This is a genomic window from Marinococcus luteus (assembly GCF_034497705.1).
Lineage (GTDB): Bacteria > Bacillota > Bacilli > Bacillales > Marinococcaceae > Marinococcus > Marinococcus luteus_A.
In genome coordinates, this window is sequence record NZ_JAXRUV010000002.1 from 383,339 (window position 1) to 405,949 (window position 22,611).

The 22,611-nt window shown below is 44.6% G+C and carries 20 protein-coding genes and 1 pseudogene; 14 read left to right on the forward strand and 7 right to left on the reverse strand.

Features of this window, described 5'->3' with window-relative positions:
* From Q9M42_RS06055 to Q9M42_RS06065, 3 genes are all read left to right on the forward strand, one after another.
* Positions 1 to 1,242: a dihydrolipoamide acetyltransferase family protein gene (locus Q9M42_RS06055; RefSeq protein WP_322525609.1), complete on the forward strand. Its 1,242-nt coding sequence runs from the start codon at positions 1 to 3 to the stop codon at positions 1,240 to 1,242.
* A gap of 73 nt (positions 1,243 to 1,315) precedes the next feature.
* Positions 1,316 to 1,804, forward strand: coding sequence for a VOC family protein (locus tag Q9M42_RS06060; protein WP_322525610.1), 489 nt, complete (start codon positions 1,316 to 1,318; stop codon positions 1,802 to 1,804).
* A 90-nt stretch (positions 1,805 to 1,894) separates the two neighbouring features.
* Positions 1,895 to 3,259 carry an MATE family efflux transporter gene (locus Q9M42_RS06065; protein ID WP_322525611.1) on the forward strand — a complete coding sequence of 455 codons (1,365 nt, stop codon included), beginning with the start codon at positions 1,895 to 1,897 and terminating at the stop codon, positions 3,257 to 3,259.
* Between the two features lie 12 nt (positions 3,260 to 3,271).
* On the opposite strand, the gene Q9M42_RS06070 is transcribed toward Q9M42_RS06065, so the two are convergent.
* Positions 3,272 to 4,000 (reverse strand): SIS domain-containing protein, encoded by a 729-nt coding sequence (locus Q9M42_RS06070; RefSeq protein WP_322525612.1) that lies wholly within the window; start codon positions 3,998 to 4,000, stop codon positions 3,272 to 3,274.
* Between the two features lie 84 nt (positions 4,001 to 4,084).
* A complete protein-coding gene (gene nagE, locus Q9M42_RS06075) occupies positions 4,085 to 5,467 on the reverse strand; it encodes an N-acetylglucosamine-specific PTS transporter subunit IIBC (protein ID WP_322525647.1) in 1,383 nt (460 codons plus the stop codon).
* A 250-nt stretch (positions 5,468 to 5,717) separates the two neighbouring features.
* Here nagE and Q9M42_RS06080 point away from each other — a divergent pair, with 250 nt between their 5' ends.
* The 4 genes from Q9M42_RS06080 to Q9M42_RS06095 all read left to right on the forward strand — a co-directional run bounded on the left by Q9M42_RS06080 (position 5,718) and on the right by Q9M42_RS06095 (position 9,865).
* Positions 5,718 to 6,524, forward strand: coding sequence for a histidinol-phosphatase (locus tag Q9M42_RS06080; RefSeq protein ID WP_322525648.1), 807 nt, complete (start codon positions 5,718 to 5,720; stop codon positions 6,522 to 6,524).
* A 348-nt stretch (positions 6,525 to 6,872) separates the two neighbouring features.
* Positions 6,873 to 7,514, forward strand: coding sequence for a hypothetical protein (locus Q9M42_RS06085; RefSeq protein WP_322525613.1), 642 nt, complete (start codon positions 6,873 to 6,875; stop codon positions 7,512 to 7,514).
* Positions 7,515 to 7,909: 395 nt separating this feature from the next.
* The gene (locus Q9M42_RS06090) at positions 7,910 to 8,878 is read left to right on the forward strand and encodes a C40 family peptidase (protein ID WP_322525614.1); all 969 of its coding nucleotides are present in this window, start codon (positions 7,910 to 7,912) and stop codon (positions 8,876 to 8,878) included.
* A gap of 204 nt (positions 8,879 to 9,082) precedes the next feature.
* On the forward strand, positions 9,083 to 9,865 hold the full coding sequence (locus Q9M42_RS06095) for a CpsB/CapC family capsule biosynthesis tyrosine phosphatase (protein WP_322525615.1): 783 nt from the start codon (positions 9,083 to 9,085) through the stop codon (positions 9,863 to 9,865).
* A gap of 33 nt (positions 9,866 to 9,898) precedes the next feature.
* On the opposite strand, the gene Q9M42_RS06100 is transcribed toward Q9M42_RS06095, so the two are convergent.
* The 4 genes from Q9M42_RS06100 to Q9M42_RS06115 all read right to left on the reverse strand — a co-directional run bounded on the left by Q9M42_RS06100 (position 9,899) and on the right by Q9M42_RS06115 (position 12,898).
* Entirely contained in the window at positions 9,899 to 10,828 is a 930-nt protein-coding gene (locus tag Q9M42_RS06100; protein ID WP_322525616.1) for an LCP family glycopolymer transferase, read from the reverse strand.
* 176 nt (positions 10,829 to 11,004) lie between these two features.
* Positions 11,005 to 11,367 carry a hypothetical protein gene (locus Q9M42_RS06105; RefSeq protein ID WP_322525617.1) on the reverse strand — a complete coding sequence of 121 codons (363 nt, stop codon included), beginning with the start codon at positions 11,365 to 11,367 and terminating at the stop codon, positions 11,005 to 11,007.
* A complete protein-coding gene (locus Q9M42_RS06110) occupies positions 11,351 to 11,902 on the reverse strand; it encodes an acyl-CoA thioesterase (protein WP_322525618.1) in 552 nt (183 codons plus the stop codon). The genes Q9M42_RS06105 and Q9M42_RS06110 overlap by 17 nt, the downstream gene beginning before the upstream one ends.
* A gap of 99 nt (positions 11,903 to 12,001) precedes the next feature.
* Entirely contained in the window at positions 12,002 to 12,898 is an 897-nt protein-coding gene (locus tag Q9M42_RS06115; protein ID WP_322525619.1) for a LysR family transcriptional regulator, read from the reverse strand.
* 107 nt (positions 12,899 to 13,005) lie between these two features.
* Between Q9M42_RS06115 and Q9M42_RS06120 the strand changes: the two genes are divergently transcribed.
* The 7 genes and pseudogenes from Q9M42_RS06120 (at position 13,006) to Q9M42_RS06150 (ending at position 20,907) form a co-directional block, all read left to right on the forward strand.
* On the forward strand, positions 13,006 to 13,773 hold the full coding sequence (locus tag Q9M42_RS06120; protein ID WP_322525620.1) for a tyrosine-protein phosphatase: 768 nt from the start codon (positions 13,006 to 13,008) through the stop codon (positions 13,771 to 13,773).
* Positions 13,774 to 13,803: 30 nt separating this feature from the next.
* Positions 13,804 to 14,973 carry an O-antigen ligase family protein gene (locus Q9M42_RS06125; RefSeq protein ID WP_322525621.1) on the forward strand — a complete coding sequence of 390 codons (1,170 nt, stop codon included), beginning with the start codon at positions 13,804 to 13,806 and terminating at the stop codon, positions 14,971 to 14,973.
* A gap of 238 nt (positions 14,974 to 15,211) precedes the next feature.
* On the forward strand, positions 15,212 to 16,381 hold the full coding sequence (locus Q9M42_RS06130; protein ID WP_322525622.1) for a glycosyltransferase family 4 protein: 1,170 nt from the start codon (positions 15,212 to 15,214) through the stop codon (positions 16,379 to 16,381).
* A gap of 202 nt (positions 16,382 to 16,583) precedes the next feature.
* Positions 16,584 to 17,378 (forward strand): annotated as a pseudogene (locus Q9M42_RS06135) (IS30 family transposase).
* 177 nt (positions 17,379 to 17,555) lie between these two features.
* Positions 17,556 to 18,653 (forward strand): polysaccharide pyruvyl transferase family protein, encoded by a 1,098-nt coding sequence (locus Q9M42_RS06140; RefSeq protein WP_322525623.1) that lies wholly within the window; start codon positions 17,556 to 17,558, stop codon positions 18,651 to 18,653.
* A 40-nt stretch (positions 18,654 to 18,693) separates the two neighbouring features.
* Complete coding sequence (locus Q9M42_RS06145; protein ID WP_322525624.1) at positions 18,694 to 19,974, forward strand: lipopolysaccharide biosynthesis protein; 1,281 nt, start codon at positions 18,694 to 18,696, stop codon at positions 19,972 to 19,974.
* 6 nt (positions 19,975 to 19,980) lie between these two features.
* Positions 19,981 to 20,907 carry an ATP-grasp fold amidoligase family protein gene (locus Q9M42_RS06150; RefSeq protein ID WP_322525649.1) on the forward strand — a complete coding sequence of 309 codons (927 nt, stop codon included), beginning with the start codon at positions 19,981 to 19,983 and terminating at the stop codon, positions 20,905 to 20,907.
* 154 nt (positions 20,908 to 21,061) lie between these two features.
* Here the strand turns inward: Q9M42_RS06150 and Q9M42_RS06155 are convergent.
* A partial coding sequence (locus Q9M42_RS06155; protein ID WP_322525625.1) for a SpoIID/LytB domain-containing protein occupies positions 21,062 to 22,611 on the reverse strand: 1,550 nt, incomplete at its 5' end.

The following is a 22,611-nucleotide window of genomic DNA, read 5'->3' on the forward strand; positions in this document are numbered from 1 at the left end:
ATGGCCACAGAGATCATAATGCCGAAGTTTGGTATGAGTATGAACGAAGGAACCATCGCCGAATGGCTCAAGAAAGAAGGAGAGGAGATTAAAAAAGGAGAACCTATTGTCACGATCAGCTCGGATAAAATTACAAACGAAGTGGAGGCGCCTGCAGACGGCCGGATGCTCAAAATCGCCGCTGCAGAAGACGAGACGCTGGCGGTCGGTCAGGTGATTGCCTATATGGGGGAGCCCGGCGAACAAATAGCAGAAAGCACAGCAACCGAAGAAGGAGCAGCACCGGAACCGGCAGAAGCGGTCGCAGAAGAACCGGCTATTTCCCGGGAAATAACGCATGCGCCCCAGGCTGAATCGCGTGTGCGGGTCTCTCCGGCCGCCAAAAAGCTAGCATCGGCGCACGGTATTCCGGTAGAAAACATTGAAGGCACCGGGCCGAAAGGACGGATTACGAAGAAGGACGTGGAAGCGCTAATAGAATCGGATGGCGGTAAAGAAAACACCGCTCCGCCGCAAAACGAGCCAGCCTCAGCTAATCCATCGCTCGACACCACTCAGGTGACGGCTGTCAAAGGGATGCGTAAAGTCATTGCTGACCGTATGCAGCAGAGCTTGCAGGAAAGCGCCCAGCTTACACTGATGAGAAAGGCAGATATTACCGGGCTGCTGCAGATGCAGAAGCAGGCGAATGCCGAGCTTGAGCAGAACGGGGAAGCAAAAACAATGACTCTGACAGCGTTTATCGCCAAAGCAACGGTACTGGCTCTTCAAAAGCATCCGGCGGCGAACGCTTCGTTTCAGGATGGTACGCTTTACCGCTACGATCACGTGCATTTAGGAGTAGCGGCTGCATTAACAGAGGGACTCGTGGTGCCGGTCATTTTCCACGCTGAAGCCAAATCGGTGCGTGAGATTGGAGAAAGCATCCGCTTGCTCGGACACGGGGCGAGGGAAAACCAGCTGGCATCTGAAGATATGCAGGGGTCCACGTTTACGATTACGAATGTCGGTGCAACGGGAGTGGAGTATTTTACACCGATTTTAAATACACCGGAAGCGGCTATTTTAGGTGTCGGAGCCGTGCAGGCAGGTGTACAGTTTCACGAAGGCATCCCAATGGAGCGAAAGCTGCTGCCGCTCAGTCTGACATTTGACCACCGGGCTCTTGACGGGGAACCGGCCGGGAAATTTCTTGCAGAGCTTACCGGTATTTTAGAGAATCCGCACCGGTTGTTTTTCTAAAACGTTTCTCCCCGTACAGGGTTAAGCCGTTTCCATAATGGGAACGGCTTTTGTATGACAAAGGAGGGAGATTATGACTGGAATCACCCACATCGGTTTAACCGTTCCGGATATTGATGCAGCTATTGAATGGTACACGCGGGTGCTGAATTTTGAGCTTCTGGCCGGCCCGTTTACAGCGAAGGCTGACGATACGGACGATGCTTCCACGAATATGACGATGGATCTTCTCGGCGAAGAGGTGAAGGAAATGCGCAATGCTCATCTGACTGCAGCCAACCAGGTGGGACTCGAATTGTTTGAATTTGTTGACCCGAAGCCTGATCTGAAACAAAGCCCGCCGTGGCAGCAGCGCTTTTTTCACCTGTGTCTTCTTGTTTCTGATATAGAGGAAACGGCTGTACGCATTGAATCAGAGGGAGGAAGACGGCGAAGCAGGATCTGGCACCCGAGGCCAGAAAAGCCGTACCGGCTTGTGTACATGGAGGACCCGTTCGGCAATATCATCGAGCTGTATTCCCACAGCACCGAAGTCACCTACGGAAACATGGACAGCAAATAAGCCGCCTGCGTGAGGTGCCCTTTCCGGCTGAACAATGTTATTCTATACAGATGAACAGAACGGACGGGAAAAGTCAGCAGGAGGCAGAGCATGTATCACGCAGAAACGATCAAAGAAAAGCTGCGGCTGTTTACGGTTATTTTAGTACCCATTTTGATTACGCAGCTAAGCTATTTTGGCATGAATTTAATAGACACAATCATGTCCGGACGGGCCGGGACGGATGATCTGGCGGGTGTGGCGATCGGGGCTAATCTATGGATGCCGGTATTTACAGCGGTGAATGGCATCCTGCTCGCCATCACACCGATCGTTTCCCAGCAGCTAGGGGCCGGGGAAGGAAGAAAGATTGCCGGAACGATTACGCAGGGGCTATACCTGGGCATACTTTTCGGGGTACTCGTCATTGCGCTCGGAGCGGTGGCTTTAAGCCCAGCTCTTTCTTTTATGTCGCTCGAACCGGGTGTTGAACGGATTGCGGCTCATTATTTGATTGGCCTCGCCTTTGGAATTATTCCGTTCTTTTTATCGATCGTGCTCCGAAACTTTTTTGACGCTCAGGGCCATACGCGGATAACGATGGTTATCATGCTCGGTACGCTTCCGTTTAATGCGTTCTTTAATTACGTATTAATCTTTGGCAAATTTGGCTTTCCGGAGCTTGGCGGTATCGGAGCAGGATACGCCACGGCGATTTCCTATTGGATCATTTTTGCGTTCAGTATCATGATGACATTCCGTATCCCGGCGATGAGGCGGTTCCGCATTTTTCTGGATTGGTACAGGCCCTCCTGGCAGGCGTGGAAGGAGCAGCTGCGGATCGGCGTGCCGATGGGGATGTCGTTGTTTTTTGAATCGAGTATTTTTTCGGCAGTGAGCCTTCTGATGGCGTCGCTGTTCAGCACTGTCACGGTCGCTGCCCATCAGGTGGCGCTCAGCTTCACGTCCCTGATATTTATGGTGCCGTTAAGCATTTCCATTGCGCTGACGATTGTGGTCGCGTTCGAAGTCGGCGGCGGCTACCTTGAAGGAGCCAAAGCGTATACACGCCTCGGGGTGGCGGCAGCCATGGGTATTCTTGGTGTAGCCTCTATTGGTATATTTCTGCTGCGAGAGCCGATTGCCTATATTTATACAACCAATGAAGAAGTAGTACAGCTTGCTGCCCAGTTTTTCCTGTTTGCGATCGTCTATCAGATTTCAGATGCCGCCCAGGCCTCGCTTCAGGGAGTGCTCCGTGGCTATAAAGACGTGACCGTTCCGTTTTTCACAGCGCTTGTCTCCTACTGGGCGCTCGGCCTGCCGGCCGGGTACCTGCTTGCGGTCTCGACGCCGCTCGGGCCGTTTGGCCTCTGGCTTGGCATCACTGTCGGCTTGACCAGTGCCGCGATCGGTTTTTTCATCCGGCTGAAGATAGTGGTAAAAAGGCACGAAGGCGGCTGTGGTGTCTCTTAGTCCCGGATTTCTTTAAAACCCAAGCCGATCACGGTATTTCTGCAGCCACTGTTCGTTTTGAGTGTCCCCGCCCTCAGTATTGCCGCTCGCAAAAATAGGCGGTGTTTTCCCACGGTCCGCCGTTATTTCAATCGCACGGGCGATAGATGCCTGCAGCATAGCGGTTCCTACTGCTGTAGAGCTTGAGGCGAAAGGAGTGGCGAGATCCGGATGCTTCAACAGTGCATCGCCGGGCGGCGCATGGTTATCGAGAACGATATCGACGACATCCATGAGCCTGAATCCGTCTTTATGACGGGAAGGCTGACCCGAAGAATAAGCAACCGAGGTCAGGCCGGCGACTACAGCGCCGGTTTTTTTAGCATGGAGAGCGACATCGATCGGTACAGGATTTCTCCCGGAGGTGGAAATAACGATCACGGTGTCCTCCGGCTGAATATTTTCCTTGGCTAAAAACGTAGAAGCGTAATGGTTTGTCCGCTCAAGCTCGGAGGAGCGCAGAGCCCCTTCGTGAAGCATCACCGGCTCGTGGAGAATGGGGTGGATCGGCACGAGGCCGCCGGCCCGGTAGTAAACTTCAAGCGAAAGAAGATGCGAATGCCCACATCCGAATAAATGAATGACCCCATCGTGTTCGAGCGTATTGGCGATCGCTCCGGCACACGCCTCCATCTGGCTGTATTCCTGTTCCTCTACAGCGCTCAGCTGCTGTCGGATGCTGGAAAAATATTTCTCTATCATAATACGTATCATCCTTTCTTCACGATAAAGTATACCTGTTTTTTGGCAGAGAAAAAGCCCCCGTCTGTAAAACGGGGGCAATGATTATTCTGCCTTGGAATCAGGATGCTGGGTGCGCATAGCGTCTGCGACAAATTCTACCTCAGTGCCAATAATAACCTGCAGGTTGGTTTTATCTACTTTTACTACGCCGCGTGCCCCGTTTTGCTTCAGCTTGTCTTCATCGACTTCGTCCATGTCATTCATCTGAAGTCGCAGCCTCGTCACACAGTTATCGATCGATTGAATATTGGAATACCCTCCGAGGGCAGCCACGTAATTTTTGGCGAGAGATTCATATTTGTCATCGCCGTTGAACGTATTGGTTGTGGTGACCGTTTCTTCATCCTCGCGGCCCGGGGTTTTAATATTAAGCAGCCGGATGAGCACTGAGAAGACCACGAAGTAAAGAACACCGAATATTAATCCTACCCCAAGCAGCAAGACAGGCTTGGTCGCAATGCCGAAGTTGAGCAAGTAGTCTATAAACCCGGCGGAAAAACCAAAAGCGTCTAATATTCCCAGCTGGAATGTTACCACCATCGCAAGCCCGGTCATGAGCGCGTGCACTACATAAAGCAGGGGGGAAAGGAACATGAATGTAAATTCAATTGGTTCCGTAATACCGGTCAGAAAAGAAGTGAGTGCCAGGCTTCCGAGCATACCTGCTGTTTCTTTGCGACGTTCCGGCTTTGCGGCCATAATCATTGCGAGACACGCACCTGGAAGGCCAAACATCATAATCGGGAAGAATCCGGCTGTATAGGCACCAGCGTCCGGGTCACCGTTTAAGAAACGGGTGATTTCCCCGTTATAGCCCTGGAAGGAACCAAAGTCATACCATATATATACGTTGATAATATGATGAAGGCCAGTTGGAATCAAAAGCCGGTTCAAAAATCCGTACAGCCCGGCGCCAGCAGCTCCTGTATTTGTAATAACACTGGTAACCTGGTCGATTCCGGTCTGGACCGGCGGCCACACATAGCCGAAGATAAAAGCAAATAAAAGCATCGTGACGGCGGTGATAATAGGCACGAACCGCCTGCCCCCGAAGAAGCCGAGGAACTGCGGCAGCTGAATGTTATAAAAGCGGTTATATAAAAGTCCGGTCGTAATACCTGCGATTATGCCGCCAAACACTCCCATGTCAATATCTTCGTTTATCCCTTCCAATCCTCCAGTTAAAATTAAATAGCCAACAACGCCCGCCAGTGCAGCGGCACCGCTGCCGTCCCTGGAAAAACCAATTGCCAGACCGACTGCAAACAGCAGGGCCAGGTTGTCGAAAATAAACTGGCCGGCGTTTGCGACAAAGGCGATATCAAGCAGGTCCTCCTGCCCGAAGCGCAGGATAAGAGCGGCAGCCGGCAGGACGGCGATCGGAAGCATCAATGAGCGCCCGAGCTTCTGGAACTTGCCCATGATTTGAATGTTTCCAAGCATAAGTAGATCCCCCTTTAATAAAATGTATGATGAAAATGTACCCTATTTTAGTTATAGATGTCTATACCAATTTTCTTAAAAATTTAAAAACTCTGTTAAAGAATCTGACGACATCTATAAGGTAACGCTTACAAACATAGTAACACATTATATATAGATGTCTATACCATTTTCTCGATGGATTTTTAACGCAGGCATGATACGATAAAAAGAAAAAGGAAAGGTGATAAAAGTGAAATTTGACCTTCATAACCATCACGACCGCTGCGGGCATGCGGAAGGAACAATCGAGGATTACATTCAGGCAGCAATCCGGAAAAAGCTCGACGTTATTGGTATTTCCGACCACTCCCCGTTTTTTGCAAGCACGGAAGAGCATCCGTATCCACGCATTACAATGGCCAGAGGAGAATTTCCTGCGTATATTGAGGAAATTCGTCAGCTGAAAGAAAAATACATAAACGACATTGAAGTGCTGATCGGCGTGGAGTCCGACTATTTCCCGGAGAAGGAAGCACCCTACCGGAAGCAGTATGAAAGGTATCCAATGGATTATGTGATCGGATCGGTCCATTTTGTAAACGTCGTCAATATTTTCGATACCTCAAGGTGGGAAGGCATGGACGATGCGGATATCCGGCAGGTAAAGGAAGAATATTACCGTCAGATTGCGCTGTCCGCCAAAAGCGGCATGTTTGATATTCTGGGCCATATCGATGCCTTAAAGGGTTATTTTCCTTATGCGGCAGAGATCGATACTCCACGGGTGGATGAGGCGCTCCGTGTAATAGGAAATAAGGGCACAGCCATTGAAATTAACACCTCCGGCAAGACCAAATACTGCGGAGGCTGGTATCCCTCGGATGAAATGCTCGAACGGGCCCTGTATTACAACGTTCCGGTTACGTTTGGCTCCGATGCACACGTGCCGGAGAGAATCGGGGACGATTTGGAAGAAGTGCGGCATCGTCTGAAGCAGATCGGCTACCGATCCTGGAGGTTTTTTCGGAAGCGCCGACCGGTAGACGTGAATCTGTAAGCTATATAATTTTGTATATATAAGCCGGAAAAAAGTGAATGTATGCTTTTTTCCGGCTTTTTCGAGTTCGTATAAAAATATTAATAAAGACCGCTGTAAATATCGAGAATGAAGACCGATGAAAGTAGTAGAAGAATAACGTACGATAGAAGAGGTTCTATGTGTAATTTATAATTATACAGTAGGAAAGTATAGACGCCGGGACGCCAATATGAAAAAATATATTAAGTATAATTCAAATGTTTAATTATTTTTGCACCTGTACAGCTAAATGAATCAATTTCTATACAGAGGCAAAAACGATTAACATTACGGAGCCCGTCACTGAAGAAAGGGGATTTACTCTTAATGCCAGCAAAATATGAAGAACAGTTACAGGAAATTCTGTACGAGGCGATTCAGGAGCATAACTACGACCGCGCCGAGCAGGCCGTAAACCATATGCGTAACCTCGAGCGGATGGAGGCCTTTATCGCAGGAGAGGACGTCACTTATCCGGAACGAAACAGCGCAGAAGCTGCAGCTTCCGGGGAAAACGGATTGGTCGACTTATCCGCTCCCACAGTCTCCTTCAGGGAGCAGCCTCGGATGAACGGAAACAATATTTCCACAGGACGGGGGCAGGAAACGCTCCTTTTATACTATATTGAAGAAGAAGGGCTGCTGAAATTCAAAAAAGCACCGCAGACATATGCCGTAAGTGTTGATTTTTTCCGGACATTTTTGCAGAACCTGGTCTCCTGGGAAAATAAATCTCCTTTTTCCTCAAAGGATTACTTTGAAGCCTTCGGGGATTCACTGAAAGAAAAGTCCACCTATCAGGCCTCCACGCTGCGCCAATTTATAACACTTCTTTTCCGTTACTGTGTAAAGCTTGATATCCTTGAAAAGCCGGAAGTGCATCAGCGCAGCAGATACATTCTGGCAGACGATATCAACGTGGAAGAGATCATTGATTATATTAAAAAACATAGAATACTGCAGATGTAGTATAAGGATAAAGCAGAGCTTCTTCCGCCGGATAGCAGGCGGAGGGGGCTTTTTTATATAATGGTACTAATATAACGGGCATAAAGTTTTACGTAGGTCTAATATCACCAATAAAGTTACGGATTTGTGTGTATAATTACAGTTGTGTAACAAAAGTTCTCGTTCTATTGAATTAGTTAAACCTCCAACATATAATACGAGTAGCTTATAAAAACAGAAAAAAACATATTAAATAATTAAAAAATAAAAAAACAGGAGGTGTAATCGTCTTAAACTCTTAATAATAAAAAATATCCCTTTTATTACATATATTTCTATCAGATACTTTATTCTGAAACTTTAGAACCACAACATACACACTCCGGATATTAAGAGACCTTACAGACGAACACGTAATGAAAAAATTCTTATTCAGCGCTGCGCTTGCAGCAGGACTTCTAGCAACACCTACTGTCGCAGATGCAGCACTCGGAGATCAGACATTAAAAGTAGGCCACCGGAATTCAGATGTAAAAGAACTGCAGGAGTATCTGCAAAGCGAAGGCTTTCACACCGGTGCAATTGACGGGGTGTTCGGACCAGTAACAGCAGGCTCCCTGAAATCATTCCAGCGTGCCAAGAGTATTGGCGTGGACGGCGTGGCCGGACCAATAACGTTCAGTAAAATGAACCTCGGCGGCAGCAGCTCTTCCTCCACCGTTTCTTCGAATTCTTCGGCTTCCTCCAGCTCGAGTGTGTCTTCAAGGCTCCGCCAGGGCGACCGCGGCAGTGAAGTGAGCAGCCTGCAAAGTACGCTGAAAAGCAAAGGATTTTATAACAGCGCTGTGGACGGTGTCTTTGGTCCGGTAACAGATGCAGCGGTGAAAGATTTCCAGCGGACAGCCGGCATCGGCGTGGATGGCGTCGTCGGACCCGTGACAAGGAAGGCATTAAGCAGCAATGTAACAGCCTCTTCAGGCAGTTCGAGCTCTTCCTCAAGCTCAAGCATTACGGTAGCCGGAGTATCGACAGGCTCTTCCTCAGCGGTGGTGGAAACAGGCAAACAGTATATCGGCACTCCATACGTTTGGGGAGGCACCTCTACGAGCGGCTTTGACTGCAGTGGTTTTATCCAGTACGTTATGAAGCAGCATGGCGTCACTACAAAACGTACAGTCGCGCAGATGTGGACACAGGTATCGAAGGTATCAAGTCCAAGTGTCGGCGATGTCGTGTTTTACGAAACAAGGACCGGTCCATCGCACATGGGCTTCTATGTTGGAAACGGCAAGTTTCTCCATTCCGGTGCTTCAACCGGCGTTACCATTTCCGACATGAACAGCTCCTACTGGAAATCCCGTTATATTGGAGCGGGCCGCTTCTAAATAACATAAATAATCGTGAGGCTGAAAAGCAGAGTAATTGCTTTCAGCCTCTTTTTTGTGATAAAAGCAGCAGTTGTCATAGGATTTGAAATTAAGAAGTTTTTACTTTGTTCAAAAATTAATGTGGTATACTTAAATTACTTAGTCGTTCTCCGTGCTGAAGGAATCATACGGGCAATAAGCCGTATAAAAGGAGTGGACGGATTGATTGACATTAACAGCTACATCTTAAACGATGAAGGTGAAACGGCGGAGAAAGAGAATAATGTCAGGCAATTACTCGCAGAGTACAATAAGGCAGGAATAACAGATGTTATTCCTGCTCCGAAACAGTGGTACGGTAACGACAAACGTCCGGGAGATACGATTCCGTTTTTAATTGAGCAGTTTCAAAAGCAGTGGCACGGTGAGTTGAAAGCTCTCCGTATTCATCCAGGTCAGTGCGTACGGCTGACGGAAACCTTGGTGCAGGAGTTAAAAACAGACGAAGCATTAACGTTAAACAACAGCCGGTATGTACTGGTAGAGGGGAAAGCAGACCTTTCGTATCAACAAATAAGCAGCCATTTATACGAACTTCGGCTTGAAGGATACGTGCCCATCCTTGCTGAACCGGAAAAGGAAGCAGGTTTTCAACATCATCCTGAAGAGCTGTACCGGCTGATCAAAGATGGCTCGCTCGCCCAGGTGAATGCAGGAAGCTTTAGCAAATCTGCGCCTAAGCCGCAAAGGCATCTGGCTGAAAAAATGATTCAGTACCGGTGGGCAAATATTGTTGCCAATGTGACCATCGATTCCTTTGATGAAGGGCCCTCCATGGAAGTCGCTTTCGACAGTATCGAAAAAATAGCCGGCGGGGATTATGCCCAGATGCTGATAGATAACACAGAGTGTGTTCTGCACAATCAATACGTCAGTACCGAAGAGCCGTTTTCCCTAAAAGAAAAGCGAAAGTGGTTTATGCCGAGCCGATCCAAATCCAAATAAAAACGGTGTCCTCTGTTGAGGGCACCGTTTTCGTTATTCCGCGGGAGCTTCTTCACCGTCTTCGAGCTCCAGGTGGTTCCGGAGTTCGTTGGAGATCTCATCTACCTCCGCTGGGTCCTGTTCCATGTAATAAATACCGTCAATGGTCCGGTCCTGACCGTTTTCAAAGTTGATATTTTCAATATCTTTGCGGGCACCGTAGTAATTCGAGCGCAGATCCTTCATGTCGTCGAAGGTCATGTTTGTGCGCACGTTATTTTCCACGACATCGAGGTAGTCATCGATGCGGGTGATAGAGGTCACACTCCGACTTTTATTTGCGACAGCTTCGATCACCTGGCGCTGACGTTCGTTGCGCCCGAGGTCCCCTTGTGGATCTTCTTTTCTCATGCGCACGTAGGTGAGCGCTTCCTCGCCGTCCAGTTCAATTTCACCTTCCGGGAAATCATGGCCATTGTCACTGAACTCAAAATCGTTTTCCACTGTAACGCCGCCCACAGCATCTACGATGTCTTCAAATCCTTTAAAGTTGATGGTGGCGTAATAGTCAATCGGCACGTTCAAAAAGTTTTCCACAGTGTTCATGGCCATGTCGGCTCCGCCAAATGCATAGGCATGCGTAATTTTATCCTGCGTACCTCGTCCGATAATTTCCGTGTACGTGTCGCGCGGAATACTGACCATTTTGGTCGACTCTGTTTCAGGATTGATGGTAGCTACGATCATGGTGTCGGTTCGGCCCGAAGTGCTTTCTTCAGAGTCAACGCCCATAAGCAGAATGGAAATCGGCTCGCTCGTATCCATATCCACGTCCGCGTCGCGGAGGTTGCTCTGGCGGTCTTCGCCTTCGTTGATATTTTCTGCCGTATCTGCCACGGAATCGTAGAGATACCAGGCGTAAATGCCGACTGCTATAAGGAGCGCCAGAAACAGCCCGCCAATAATAAGTAATGCTTTTTTCATATGTGTTCATTTCTCCTGTCTGCCTAGTTATGTAGTATCGCTTTATTTTATAGTTAATTCAGCAATAGTTCAATAGGCTGTAATTATATGATATGTGCTACAAATAATAGTCGCCTAAAACACTGGAAAGTTACAAAAAAATCCAGACGGTAAATTGTCTGGATTTTCTAGCTAATTTATTTTAATCCTTTAATAGATTCCGGCGTAGCCCCGGCGGTCAGCGCACAAAAGGCTTCCTGCTCTTCAAAGGAAAGCGTCTGGATAAACTGCTGCAGCTGATCGTCATTTGCCTCTTGGCGTAGCTTCTCCACTTCCTCAACGTAAAGGCGGCGTACAGAAACAGGCAGAGCCTGGACATCTGACGGCAGTTCTTCTGGCATCTGAAGCAGCGTACAGAGACTCTGATAACGGAGCTGAAGCTTCCGGGTCAGCTGGACCGCATGGGTCCACAGCGTATACAGCTCTTCGTTGTTATACCTCAATGCGCAGCGTTCTTCATCAACGCTCCGGAGCGTCTGAATACTAGTTAACGTGATCATACTGCATGCCCTCCTCGTGTTCATCCCATGGTTTTTCCAGGGTAATGAATTTTGCGAGCTCCTTGCTTTTTTGCCGGTGATGCTTACGGTCAATTTCGCGGTCCTGTCCGGTTTCAAACAGCGTTTTTTCTTCATCGGTTTCCGGAATAATACCCGGGACCGGCACTGGTTTGCCGTGGTCGCCGAGAGCGACAAAGGTTAAAAAGGCAGTAGCCGCAATACGGCGCTCCCCGCTCATCATGTCTTCAGCGATGACTTTGCAGAAGATTTCCATTGAGCTTGTGCCGGTATAGGAAACGAATGATTCAATGCAGACCGAATCCGTCTGGAAAATCGAACAGAGAAAATCGATGGAATCGGTCGAAGCGGTAACGCATTCCTTCGCACGCGAATGCCGGCGTGCCGACAGCGTGGCGCAGCTGTCGAGTTTTTTCATCAGAACGCCGCCAAAAAGAGAGTTGTAATTATTTAAATCGTTCAGCAGTACCTGGTCGGTGTTGACGATACGGCTTTCACGCATTTTTCGTGCCTGCATAGTGAAGTCTCCTTTCATTTATAAGGATACTTCACACATGATCATAATAAAAATGAATGGTTAATATAATAACCATAACCTTTGTCTATGCTGTAAGCATTAATCCTCCTGCTTCATTTGGGAAAGCACCGGAATGGAAAAGTCGAGCCACTCCTTAGCGATAAAAGAAAGGTAATGCTCGCGGTGCCAGATGAGGCCGAGCTTCCAGCGGAGTGCTTCTCCGACAAGCGGCCGGATAATGACCTCGCTGCCAAGCTCCCGGCAGATGCTTTCGGGAAGGAGAGTGATGCCGAGGCCGCCTGCAACCATTTTCTCGATAAAATCCCACTGCGAGCTTTCCGAAAGAATATTGGGCATAAATCCAACGTCCCGGCAGGCTGTAATAATCTGCTGGCGTAAAGAGAAATCCTGGTTAAACAGCAGAAAACGCTCTCTGCTAAGCTCGGGAAGTCCGACAGATGCCTGCGCCGCAAGCGCGTGGCGGGCAGGGAGCACGACCTGGAGCGGTTCGTCGACAAACGGGTGCGTATGAAAAAGCGATTCCTCAGTAGGCAGGACCACGGCGCAGACATCGAGGTCGCCGTGCAGAAGAGCCTCTTCAATTTTTTTCGAGCCGTTTTCTTCAAGATGCAGGGTGATCTCCGGATACTTCTCGTGAAAAGGAGCGATAACCCGGGTGAAAAAGGAGGAGCTTAAGATCGGCGGCAGGCCGATGCGGAGCTGACCGCGCTTTAAGCCGCGGAGGGCATCAAGCTCGTGATCAAGTTCGTGGTAAGCGTGACGTATTTTTTTGGCCTGCTCGAGCATGACAGTGCCGGCATCGGTGAGGGTCAGTTTTTTACGCGAACGGTCAAACAGCGTTACTCCCCATTCCTCCTCGAGCTGCCGCAGCATTTTGCTGATTGTCGGCTGGGTAACGTACAGATGTTCAGCGGCGCGCGTGATGCTTTCGAGTCGGGCAGATTCCATAAAATAGACGAGCTGGCGGTAGTCCATGCGATCACTCCAATCTTCTGAGTCCCAGTATAGAGAATAATCATGTAGAAAAAAATAAAAATATGATAAGCTGTTCACATGGAAAAAACGTAAAGGAGCAAATGATTATGATTGATTTGCATTCACATATACTCCCCGGTATTGACGACGGGGCCGGAACGATTCAGGATAGCATCGAAATGGCAAGAGCCGCGCAGTTAAACGGCATACATACTGTTGTTGCTACACCGCACCACAAAAACGGGGCCTGGGACAACAGCGGCCATGACATTCCGCACCTAGTGGATTACGTGAACGAATCACTGAAAAGCGCCCGTATTGACCTGAAGGTGCTCCCGGGTCAGGAGAACCGAATTAACGGAGAGCTAGTCGATGATTTAAAAAAAGGCGTTTCGATCGGAATCAATCACAGCCGCTACGTGTTTGTCGAATTTTCGAGCGCTCAGGTGCCGCGGTACGCCAAGCAGCTGATGTTTGAACTGCAGGTGGAGGGCTATGTTCCGGTTATCGTGCATCCCGAGCGGACGAAGTTGTTCCGCGAGCAGCCAGACCTTTTACATGAGTTCGTGAAGAACGGGGCACTCACGCAGCTCACCGCCCACTGCTTTACCAGTAAAGTGAACAAAAGCATCAAGCAGTTTGCCGAAGACATGGTGACCCATAATTTAACGCATATCGTCTCGACGGATGCCCACAACATCGATGTGCGTCCGTTTGACCTGCGGGAAGCCTATGATTACATTGATCATCATCTCGGCTCGGAATACGTGGAGACCTTTTTGGAAAACGCCGAACGCATTATTGAAAATAAAGACCTGCTGCTTGATGAACCGTTAAAGATCAGACAGAAGAAAAAGTTCCTCGGCTTATTCTGAAGTCAATATATTGGGAAGGAAGCTAACATTATGAAGGAAAATGACAAATTAATAAATTATATTTTAGCCAGTTTTCTGTTTTTGGCTTTTAATATACCGAGTTTGAAAATTGTATTCATAAACCATGAATTAGTAAATGTAATAATTATTATTGGTTTTTTGGCTGTTGGTATTGTGAAAGTAATTTCTGATAAAGAAATACCCTTGCTTGAGCAAAAAGGCAGGGGTTATTACTGGCTGCTGCTAATGTTTTTATGGATCGTGCTAATCGTTTCTGGCTTAGTAAGTAACTATGCCGAATTAGCTATGGTTGATTTAGCTAAATATCTAAGTGTATGTCTAGCGTTTTCTACTGCTTTTTTAGCCCTGGAAAGAAAAGAAATAAAGCTATTTCTTTTCTTCCATTTAGCTTGGTCTATTTTAGTATCGACACTGAGGCTGATGGGATTTGTGAATTTAAATCCCAGTTTAGGAGAAAATTACTTAGTAATGGGTTTTCCTTTATCAATAGGACTATTAGTAGCTGTGGCTTTGTTTTTCACTAAAAATGAATGGGGGTGGAAAGCACTTGCCCTCTTAGGCGTCATCCTGAATACCGGCGCCTTATCACAACTCTCCGGGAGAGCATCTATACTCTTTCCAACGATATTAATTATTGTATATATTATTTATTATAATTGGAAAAACCAAAAGTTTCTCTGGCTGTATAGCACTTTGGGAGGTTTTATTGTTATTGCTGTGGCAGGGTGGTTTTTATCTCCTGCTTTAAGAAGAACAGAAAGAATGATGGATTTATTTACAAGTATTGAAGATGAGCCAAGAGTTGATGTGTATCAATATTACATAGATAGATCATTAGATAACTTGTTAGGATATGGTTTAAATGCTTGGGCCGCAGACGAGAACTATGGATACCCTCACAACTTTTTCTTAGAAATATTCTATAGTACGGGTTTATTTGGCTTAGTTATTTCGATAATAATTATATTTTTGTTGTTGAAATATATGCTTTCTTTAATTAAAAATTGGGAAATAGATTTTATAGTAGTGGGAAGTATTTTTGTAGCTTTACATTCCTTCTTAACCTGGAACGTTTCTTTTGATCTTTCGAGTTCTTATTTATTATTCTTAGCAATGGCTCTAGTAGTAATAAACTATTTTGAATTAAATTATAAAAAGCTTAACAATAGAAACTTGTAAAACTTTAGAGAGAGTTTTTAATTAAAGTTGAGGTGAAAACATGTAGCTGGCGCCAGAAAATAGTTTTGAGATTACGTCCGCATCTGAAAAACTAAACTGACAAGATTAAATAACAAAAATAAATACCGCTCAAGCAAGTAGATGATTATCAATTTCTCAGTCGTAGAAGTGAATTTTTACTGAAGTAGTAAGAATTCGCTTCTGATATTTAAAAAATGAAGAGTGGGTGGCCTGTTAGATGAAGAATATAGTAATAATTTGTTATAAGTACCCCCCAGAATACTCAGGTTACGGGAAACAGTTAGAATCTGTAATATCTGCTATGAGGGAGAGGAATTCTGTAAATATTACTCTGCTCACTGCTTTTAGTTCTTCTAAACAAAAAGAAAGTAAAAATTTAAAAGTAGTACCTTTAGGTTTTCAGAGCTCTTCTAAAAAAAGCCTGATTTTTTATGTATTCTGTTTGAGAGCACTACTATGGTTGAGTTTACATAGAAAAAAATATAGTTTAATACATTGTATAAAGGCAGGTCCGGAAGCGTTAGTAGGCAATATTGCAAGTAAACTATTTCGAAAAAAAATAATTGTTAAAGTCGCCCAGGAAGAATTAAGTACAAGAGAGTTAGAAAATATTAATAGATTTAAGTGGTTTGCTAGAAGATTTAGGCAAAAATGCTTAAGAAACGCAGACAGATTTGTGGCTATTAGTGAAGAAATTAAAGATAATATTCAAAAGACACTTAAAGTTCAAGAGAGTATAGTGAAAATACCAAATGGGGTAGACGTAGATAAATTTCATCCAGTCAGTGAAAAACGTAAAAATCAAATTAAAGAAAAACTTGATCTACCCTCAGGCAGCGTTATTGCACTTTTTGCAGGGGCGATTAATAAAAGAAAAGGAATAGAAGATTTGTTGGAAGCAGTAGATATGTTGGAAAACGAAACTAAAGGAATAATAGTGTTATGTGGACCTATTTTAGAAAATATTCAGTTTGAAGATAGAATAGCAGAGATAAATAAATTGAAGACTTCTACTAACATTATCTATAAAGGTTCAGTGGATAATATTGAAGAGTATATGCAAGCGTCAGATATATTTCTGTTACCTTCTTATTCTGAAGGGCTGCCTAATGTGTTATTGGAAGCTAACTCTTCAGGGTTGGCTTCAATAGCTACTGATATTGGTGGCAATAGAGATGTTGTCACTGACAAATATAACGGGTATTTGGTTCCGGTTAAAAATGCAAATTTACTAAGCGAAAAATTACAAAAGTTGATTGATGAGAAAGATCTTCGGGAGAAAATGGGGAAAAATGCAAGAGATTTAGTGTGTGAAAATTTCTCTTTGGAAAATGTAGCAACGAAATATTTACACTTGTATCAGCAATTAAGTGATAAAAAAGATTAAATCTTTAATCCTTTTGTGTTGGGCCTTATAATGAATGAATTATATAAAGAAAATTTGAAATGCCTTGGGTGAAAGATTAATTACAGAAAAGAACCCTTTTCTAACAACACTGATTGTAAAATTAAGCTAGACAACGAAAAAGATCACTCGTGATACACTCGATATGAATTTCCGACCAAAGAAATCATAGGAGTGATCACGAATGACCTATACCTATCTTAGCACGAATGAAGTCGTCCTGATAGAAGCGTGTGCGCAGAAGGAAATCCCGGTTTCCCGGATGGCCAGGCAGCTCGGCCGTGCCCGTCAAACGATCCACAATGTCGTGACTTATTTACAGGAAGGGCATCGGGCCATCGATTATGTTCAGCGGTATCAAGCCAATAAACAGCGTTGTGGTCGAAGACCAACGGTCTTATCGGAAACCGAACGGGTATCAGGAACGCCGTGGAAAACAGGTGTTTCAGCGGACACTGACGGATAGAAACCGGGATTACCCGGCTTTTCGGCAGGAATTCAGGCACCTGGAAGGAGACACTATTGTCGGCTGTCACCATCAAAGTGCCGTGATCACTTTGGGCGAGCGCTTGTCGAAAGTCATTATTACCCTACAACCAGCCGGCCACACGGCCATGGATATTGAAACCACGCTGCACGGGTGGTGCAGCTGTTTTCCGACACACCTGTTCAAATCTATCACTTTTGACTGTGGCAAGGAGTTTTCCAACTGGCGGTCCATCAGCAACAGTCATGACCTTGCTATTTTTTTGCGGGTCCAGGAACACCTTCCCAACGCGGGTTAAATGAACATTCAAACGGCCTGCTCCGAAAGGACGGCCTGCCCAAGCACATGAATTTTCAGGATGGCGATCAGGCATATGTTTCCGCCGTGGCCTCCCAAAGAAATCATATCCCAAGAAAATCGTTAGACTATTTCACCCCGTTGGAAGTATTCATGAGGTACATGAAGATCGACGCTTTGTCTAACTTAATTTGACAATTGCAACAAGATAAAGTTAGTCGGCCGTATTTACAAAAAAAGAGATTGTCCCCTACTTTTGGTCAATCGTTTTGAAACGTATGATTAGAATGTTATTCCTCACTACTATAGACATAATGTTGTTGCATCAATTACATCGATAATTATTTAGAAGAAAAGAGGTTAAGGAAATATATGATTTCCCTACACGGAGCTTACGATAATGAAAACTTTGGAGATGAACTACTTGTTGGTATTCAAGCGAAATGGGTTCAGGAATTAGATTTAAAGGTGGGCCTTCCTTTTGCGTCGCAAGTATATAGAGACCAAATATCTTCTTCTGAAGCAGTTGGAGAAGAATGTTTGAATAAAAGTGAAAAGTTAATTTACACAGGCGGGGGGTATTTTGGAGAACCCAACCATAAAAAATATAAATGGGGTATAAATTTTTTTCGAAAAAAACACCATGTGCCAGGGAAGAATTTTAAAAAAAATAATAAAAAATACATGATTGCTGGTGTAGGGGCAGGGCCTGTTTCAAATATTTTAACTAGAACTTCTATTGTAAATATATGTAACTCAGCAGAAAAAGTTTTGGTCAGGGATGAAGCTTCGTTTGAATACCTCAAGAAATACGGTGTCAAAAACATGGAGATGAAAATCACTGGTGACGTCGTGCTTAGTTTAAGTGAAGAAGATATTCCCCGGAAATCAATAAAGGAAGCCTCTAATATAATTGCTAAAGATAAAGCCAAATATTTCTTAGGCATACATATTGGTGTAGCGCCTGGTGACTCATTTTATAAAGATAATATTGAAAATGTGATGAAATCAATCTTAAAAGTATTGGAAAATGCAGATATCAAACCAGTTCTCATAGCTGACAAGAGGAACTCCCTGCCTCAAGAAAAAGCTATAGATGAAATGAGAAAAAGACTAAAAGAAGAGCCGTTAATATATCGTCACGAAAACATGTGGGACACATGTGCTTTTCTTAGTCAACTAGATGGTGTTATAACTACTAAACTCCATGTAGGGATCACTTCTTTCGCTTTAGGAACTAAAACTTTCGGAATAGCTGCGCATCAAAAAACCAAAAGATTTTATGAGCAAATTAATAAAGAAAAGAACTTTTATGAATTAAGTCAAATAAACGAGGATATTTCCACAAGTATAAGAGAATTTATTCAAGAAGAATATTGGGATAAAGATACACTAGAGGTTAAGCAGGAATTGAAAAGAAAGGCGTTAGAAAATAAACAAGAAGTTATAAGTTTCTTAAACGGGAATTAATGCAAAACATACCTTTAAATTACTCCAATGGAGAATCGATATGATTAATAAAGTATTAAAAAGCAATTTCTGGAAAAGCATTTTGATGGTTATGGGAGGGACGACATTTGCCCAGGCTTTAAACATCTTACTGTCCCCGGTCATCACAAGAATCTATACACCTACCGAATATGGCATTTTAACAACTTATACAGCGATCATTAGTATATTAGCCGTGGGAGCTTTAAAGTATGAATTGGCTTTGCCAATTGCGAAAGACGAACGAAAAGCAATTAATATTCTGACCTTGTGTCTGTTGGTGCTTACTTTACTCGTGCTCCTCCTTTCTATCGTTTTTTTAATTTTCGGCGATGTATTTTTAACCATATTCAAGTCCGAGACCCTTTACCAGTATCGTTTTTTAATTCCACTAGGGGTGTTGCTGGCCGGCCTCTATAAAATTTTCAATCAGTGGGCATTCCGTTTGCGTGATTACAAAAACGTAACCAGGACACTCATTAATCAAAGTATATTATCTAATACGATTAAAGTAGGAACGGGAGCTTTAGGGGCTGGGCCAATTGGGTTGGTGTTCGGTCATATTGCGGGCATGAGTGCTGGCATTCGTGTATTATCTGCGCCAGTTCGCAAGCGATATAAAGAGTACTCCAAATTAATTCATCCAAAAGAAATTAAATGGGCATTTAAAAGATACAAAAATTTTCCATTTTACAATATGCCCTCAATTGTATTAATGTCTTTAAGTTCTTCTCTGCCAGTTTTATATTTCACTTCAGTATTTAGCAGTTCAGTTGTTGGTTTTTACGGGTTGGCATATACTATCGTAAAATTACCAATGAATTTAATAGGGACGTCAGTAGCCAATGTGTTTTACGCGGAAGCCGCGAATATTGGTAAGGAACATCCCTCGAAACTTAAACGATTATTTAATCGGTTGTTTAAAAAGATAATACTAATTGGGCTTCTGCCTTTAATCGCTTTATTGGCCTTGGGCCCCCAGCTATTTAGCCTGGTTTTTGGAGAAAAATGGACGACTTCTGGTGAGTATGCACGTATCATTGCCTTTATGATTTTCTTTATGTTTATCTTTGCTCCCTCTGGTAAGTTATTTGTAATATTGGAAAAGCAGAGAGCCCGTTTGCTTCTTGATATCCTTCGGGTTGTATTAGTATTAGTAGCATTTGGTATTTCATGGATTTATAATTTTAATCCTTATTTAACTATAACTATGTATACGATAGTTATGTCGGTAAATTTCATTTTCCTTCATATTGTTTCACACAGAATTTTAAACGCTTCTCGTAGAAGTGAGGCTGAATAAAAGGTGATGATAAACATTATTTCGATCTCAAAAAAAATATTAAATACATTAACAAAGTTTCGCAAGGTCCAGGGGTCCGTTTTCAATCGCTTACCTACAAATTTTTTATCAGACCGGACGTATTTGGTAATTCAATACTATCTTAAAACAGGAAAAAAATTAAATTTAAAAAGACCGCGAACGTTTAATGATAAACTTCAATGGCTAAAGCTTTATGATCAACGTGATTTTTACACTCAATGTGTTGATAAATACAAAGTGCGTTCTTATGTAAAAGAAAAAATTGGAGAAGCATATCTAGTTCCGTTGCATAGTGTATATGAAAGTGTTGAAGCTATTGATTGGAAAGTATTACCTGATCGATTCGTGCTGAAATGTACGCATGGTTCTCAGTCCAATATTATTTGCAATAATAAAAACGAACTGGATATTGAAAAAGCAGAGAACCAGCTTTCCCACTGGATGAAAAGAAATTGGTATTGGTATGGGAGAGCAGAACCTTACAGAAAAATTCAGCCAAGGATTTTATGTGAGAAATATCTTGAAGAAAAGAACTCCAACGGAGGTTTAACTGATTATAAGTTCTATTGCTTTAATGGGAAAGCTGCTTATTGCCAAGTCATACGTAGTCGTGGGCAGGAGGAAACAATTGATTTTTATGACAGAGAATGGAATCACATGCCATTTAATGGTTTAAGACCACTGCCGACTTCCAAAATCAAACATTCGAAACCAGAAAAATACGAAAAAATGCTTGAATTAGTCGAAGCTTTGGCGGCCAATATCCCTTTTGTAAGAGTGGATTTATATTATGTAAATAATAATATATTTTTCGGAGAAATGACTTTTTATCCGCAAAGCGGGTTTGGCAGTTTTTATCCATCGGAATGGAATGAAGAAATAGGAAAGATGCTTGAATTACCAAAAAATTAATAATGCAATGAATGGAAATTTCATTATTAGAACAAATCTTTGTATTTTGTTAAATTGGGTTGCAAACAACTCGAAGAAAATTCAAAGGTTTTTTTTAAAAAAGAGTATTAATAAGAGGGAGCCTCTCTATGAAGAGAAGCTCCCTCTATTTTTTTTAGTTAATTTCCTCGATGCTTAAAATGTTCGATTTCATGGCGCTTGAGTCAACGGCACTCCGGAACTGGTCACCGGTGAGAGTGATTGTTCCTTTTTCCATTATCACATCGATGCTTTGAAGACGTTCGTTTTTCATCGTTGGCTGAAGGGCGAGCACTTCGCCCTTGTTTTCGTTCCTGAAATAATCAACAGCCGAAAGCTCTTTTAACGAAAAGGAGTCGGTCCAGCTCACCTGGTTGTACTGGGATGGATCGTAAGGGTCCGGAACGCCGATCAGGTAGCCGATATTATTCCCCCAAACGTCCGCAGCATCTACGGTGTGGCCGCTCGCAGAGGCGGAGTAGACGCCTTCCACCAGCTGGCTGTTGTAGTGAATGGCCTGTCCGCTCGTAGCCTGAATGGCGTTTAGAATGGTCGGATTGCTATGGGCGCCGGTTGGCACGCCGTGATACACCTGGGAGCGGGTATCGTTGTACACATCAAAGGTGCCGGTTGTTTTCATTTTTGTGATCGCATACGAACGGGCGGCAACCGCCTGGGCTTTGTATGCGTCGGGTTCGTTCCAGCTGGTGTACATTTCATATGGAACGACGCCCTCAAGATACGTATCAATACTTACGTGGTTAACGACGTCCATTACCCAGCTGCTTGTGTACTTGCCGTCCACGAGGCTTTTGGAAAAATGAATTTCACCCTTGTAGGTAACGTCGTCGTATTCGATGGTGCCGTTGTTTGCACTTGTTGCATAAATAGGGTCCTTGGTCGTTTTTTTCGTTCCGTTATTCGTTGCGGTATACGTGCCGTTTCCGCCTGATCCGTAAGTGACGGTAGTCGAGCCGTAGATGTCCTCAAACAGTGTATCCCCACTCGTTGTCACAATACTGTAAGCAGAGGAGGTTTCAATGTCAGCGGTATTTTTCTTGGTGTCTCCAAGCAGTACACGCATAGTCTTGTTTTTGTAGCTATCACTGCTCACTACATCGATGCCGGTATAGTAGTGCTTCAAAATCTCATCGTAGCTGTATCCCTGTTGGGCCATGCCGTACGCCCCCCACTGGGTCATGCCGACACCGTGGCCGAAGCGCTCTTTGCCGGAGAAGACGTACTTGGTGCCACGCTTTTCAACGAGAGAGCTCAAGGTCTGCCCGTTAGCTGAGCCAGTTGCAGAAAGTCCGTTGGCGGATTGATAGGCTTTTACCTGCTCCGCAGTCAGCTGGTCGTAGGTGCTTGATGTGTTAGTGCTGTAGCCGGCAGCTTCCAAGTACTGCTTCAGCATGATGACACTGTCACTGCTGTCTCCCTGTCTCAGCACGGAGGTGAATGGAGATGGAATAGACTCGTTCATTTCAACCTCCAGAGCTTCTTTTAATTTTAAAAGTGTCTCTGTTCCTGCTATTCCATTGACATTCAGTCCGTGATCGCGTTGGAAGGCTTGCACGGCAGTTTCCGTCTTCGGCCCGAAGTGGTCATTCGGCTTGGCGATGTCGAGGTAGCCTAGGTCGTAGAGCTTTTCTTTCAACGCCTGGGCTTCAGGGCTGCGCACGCCGT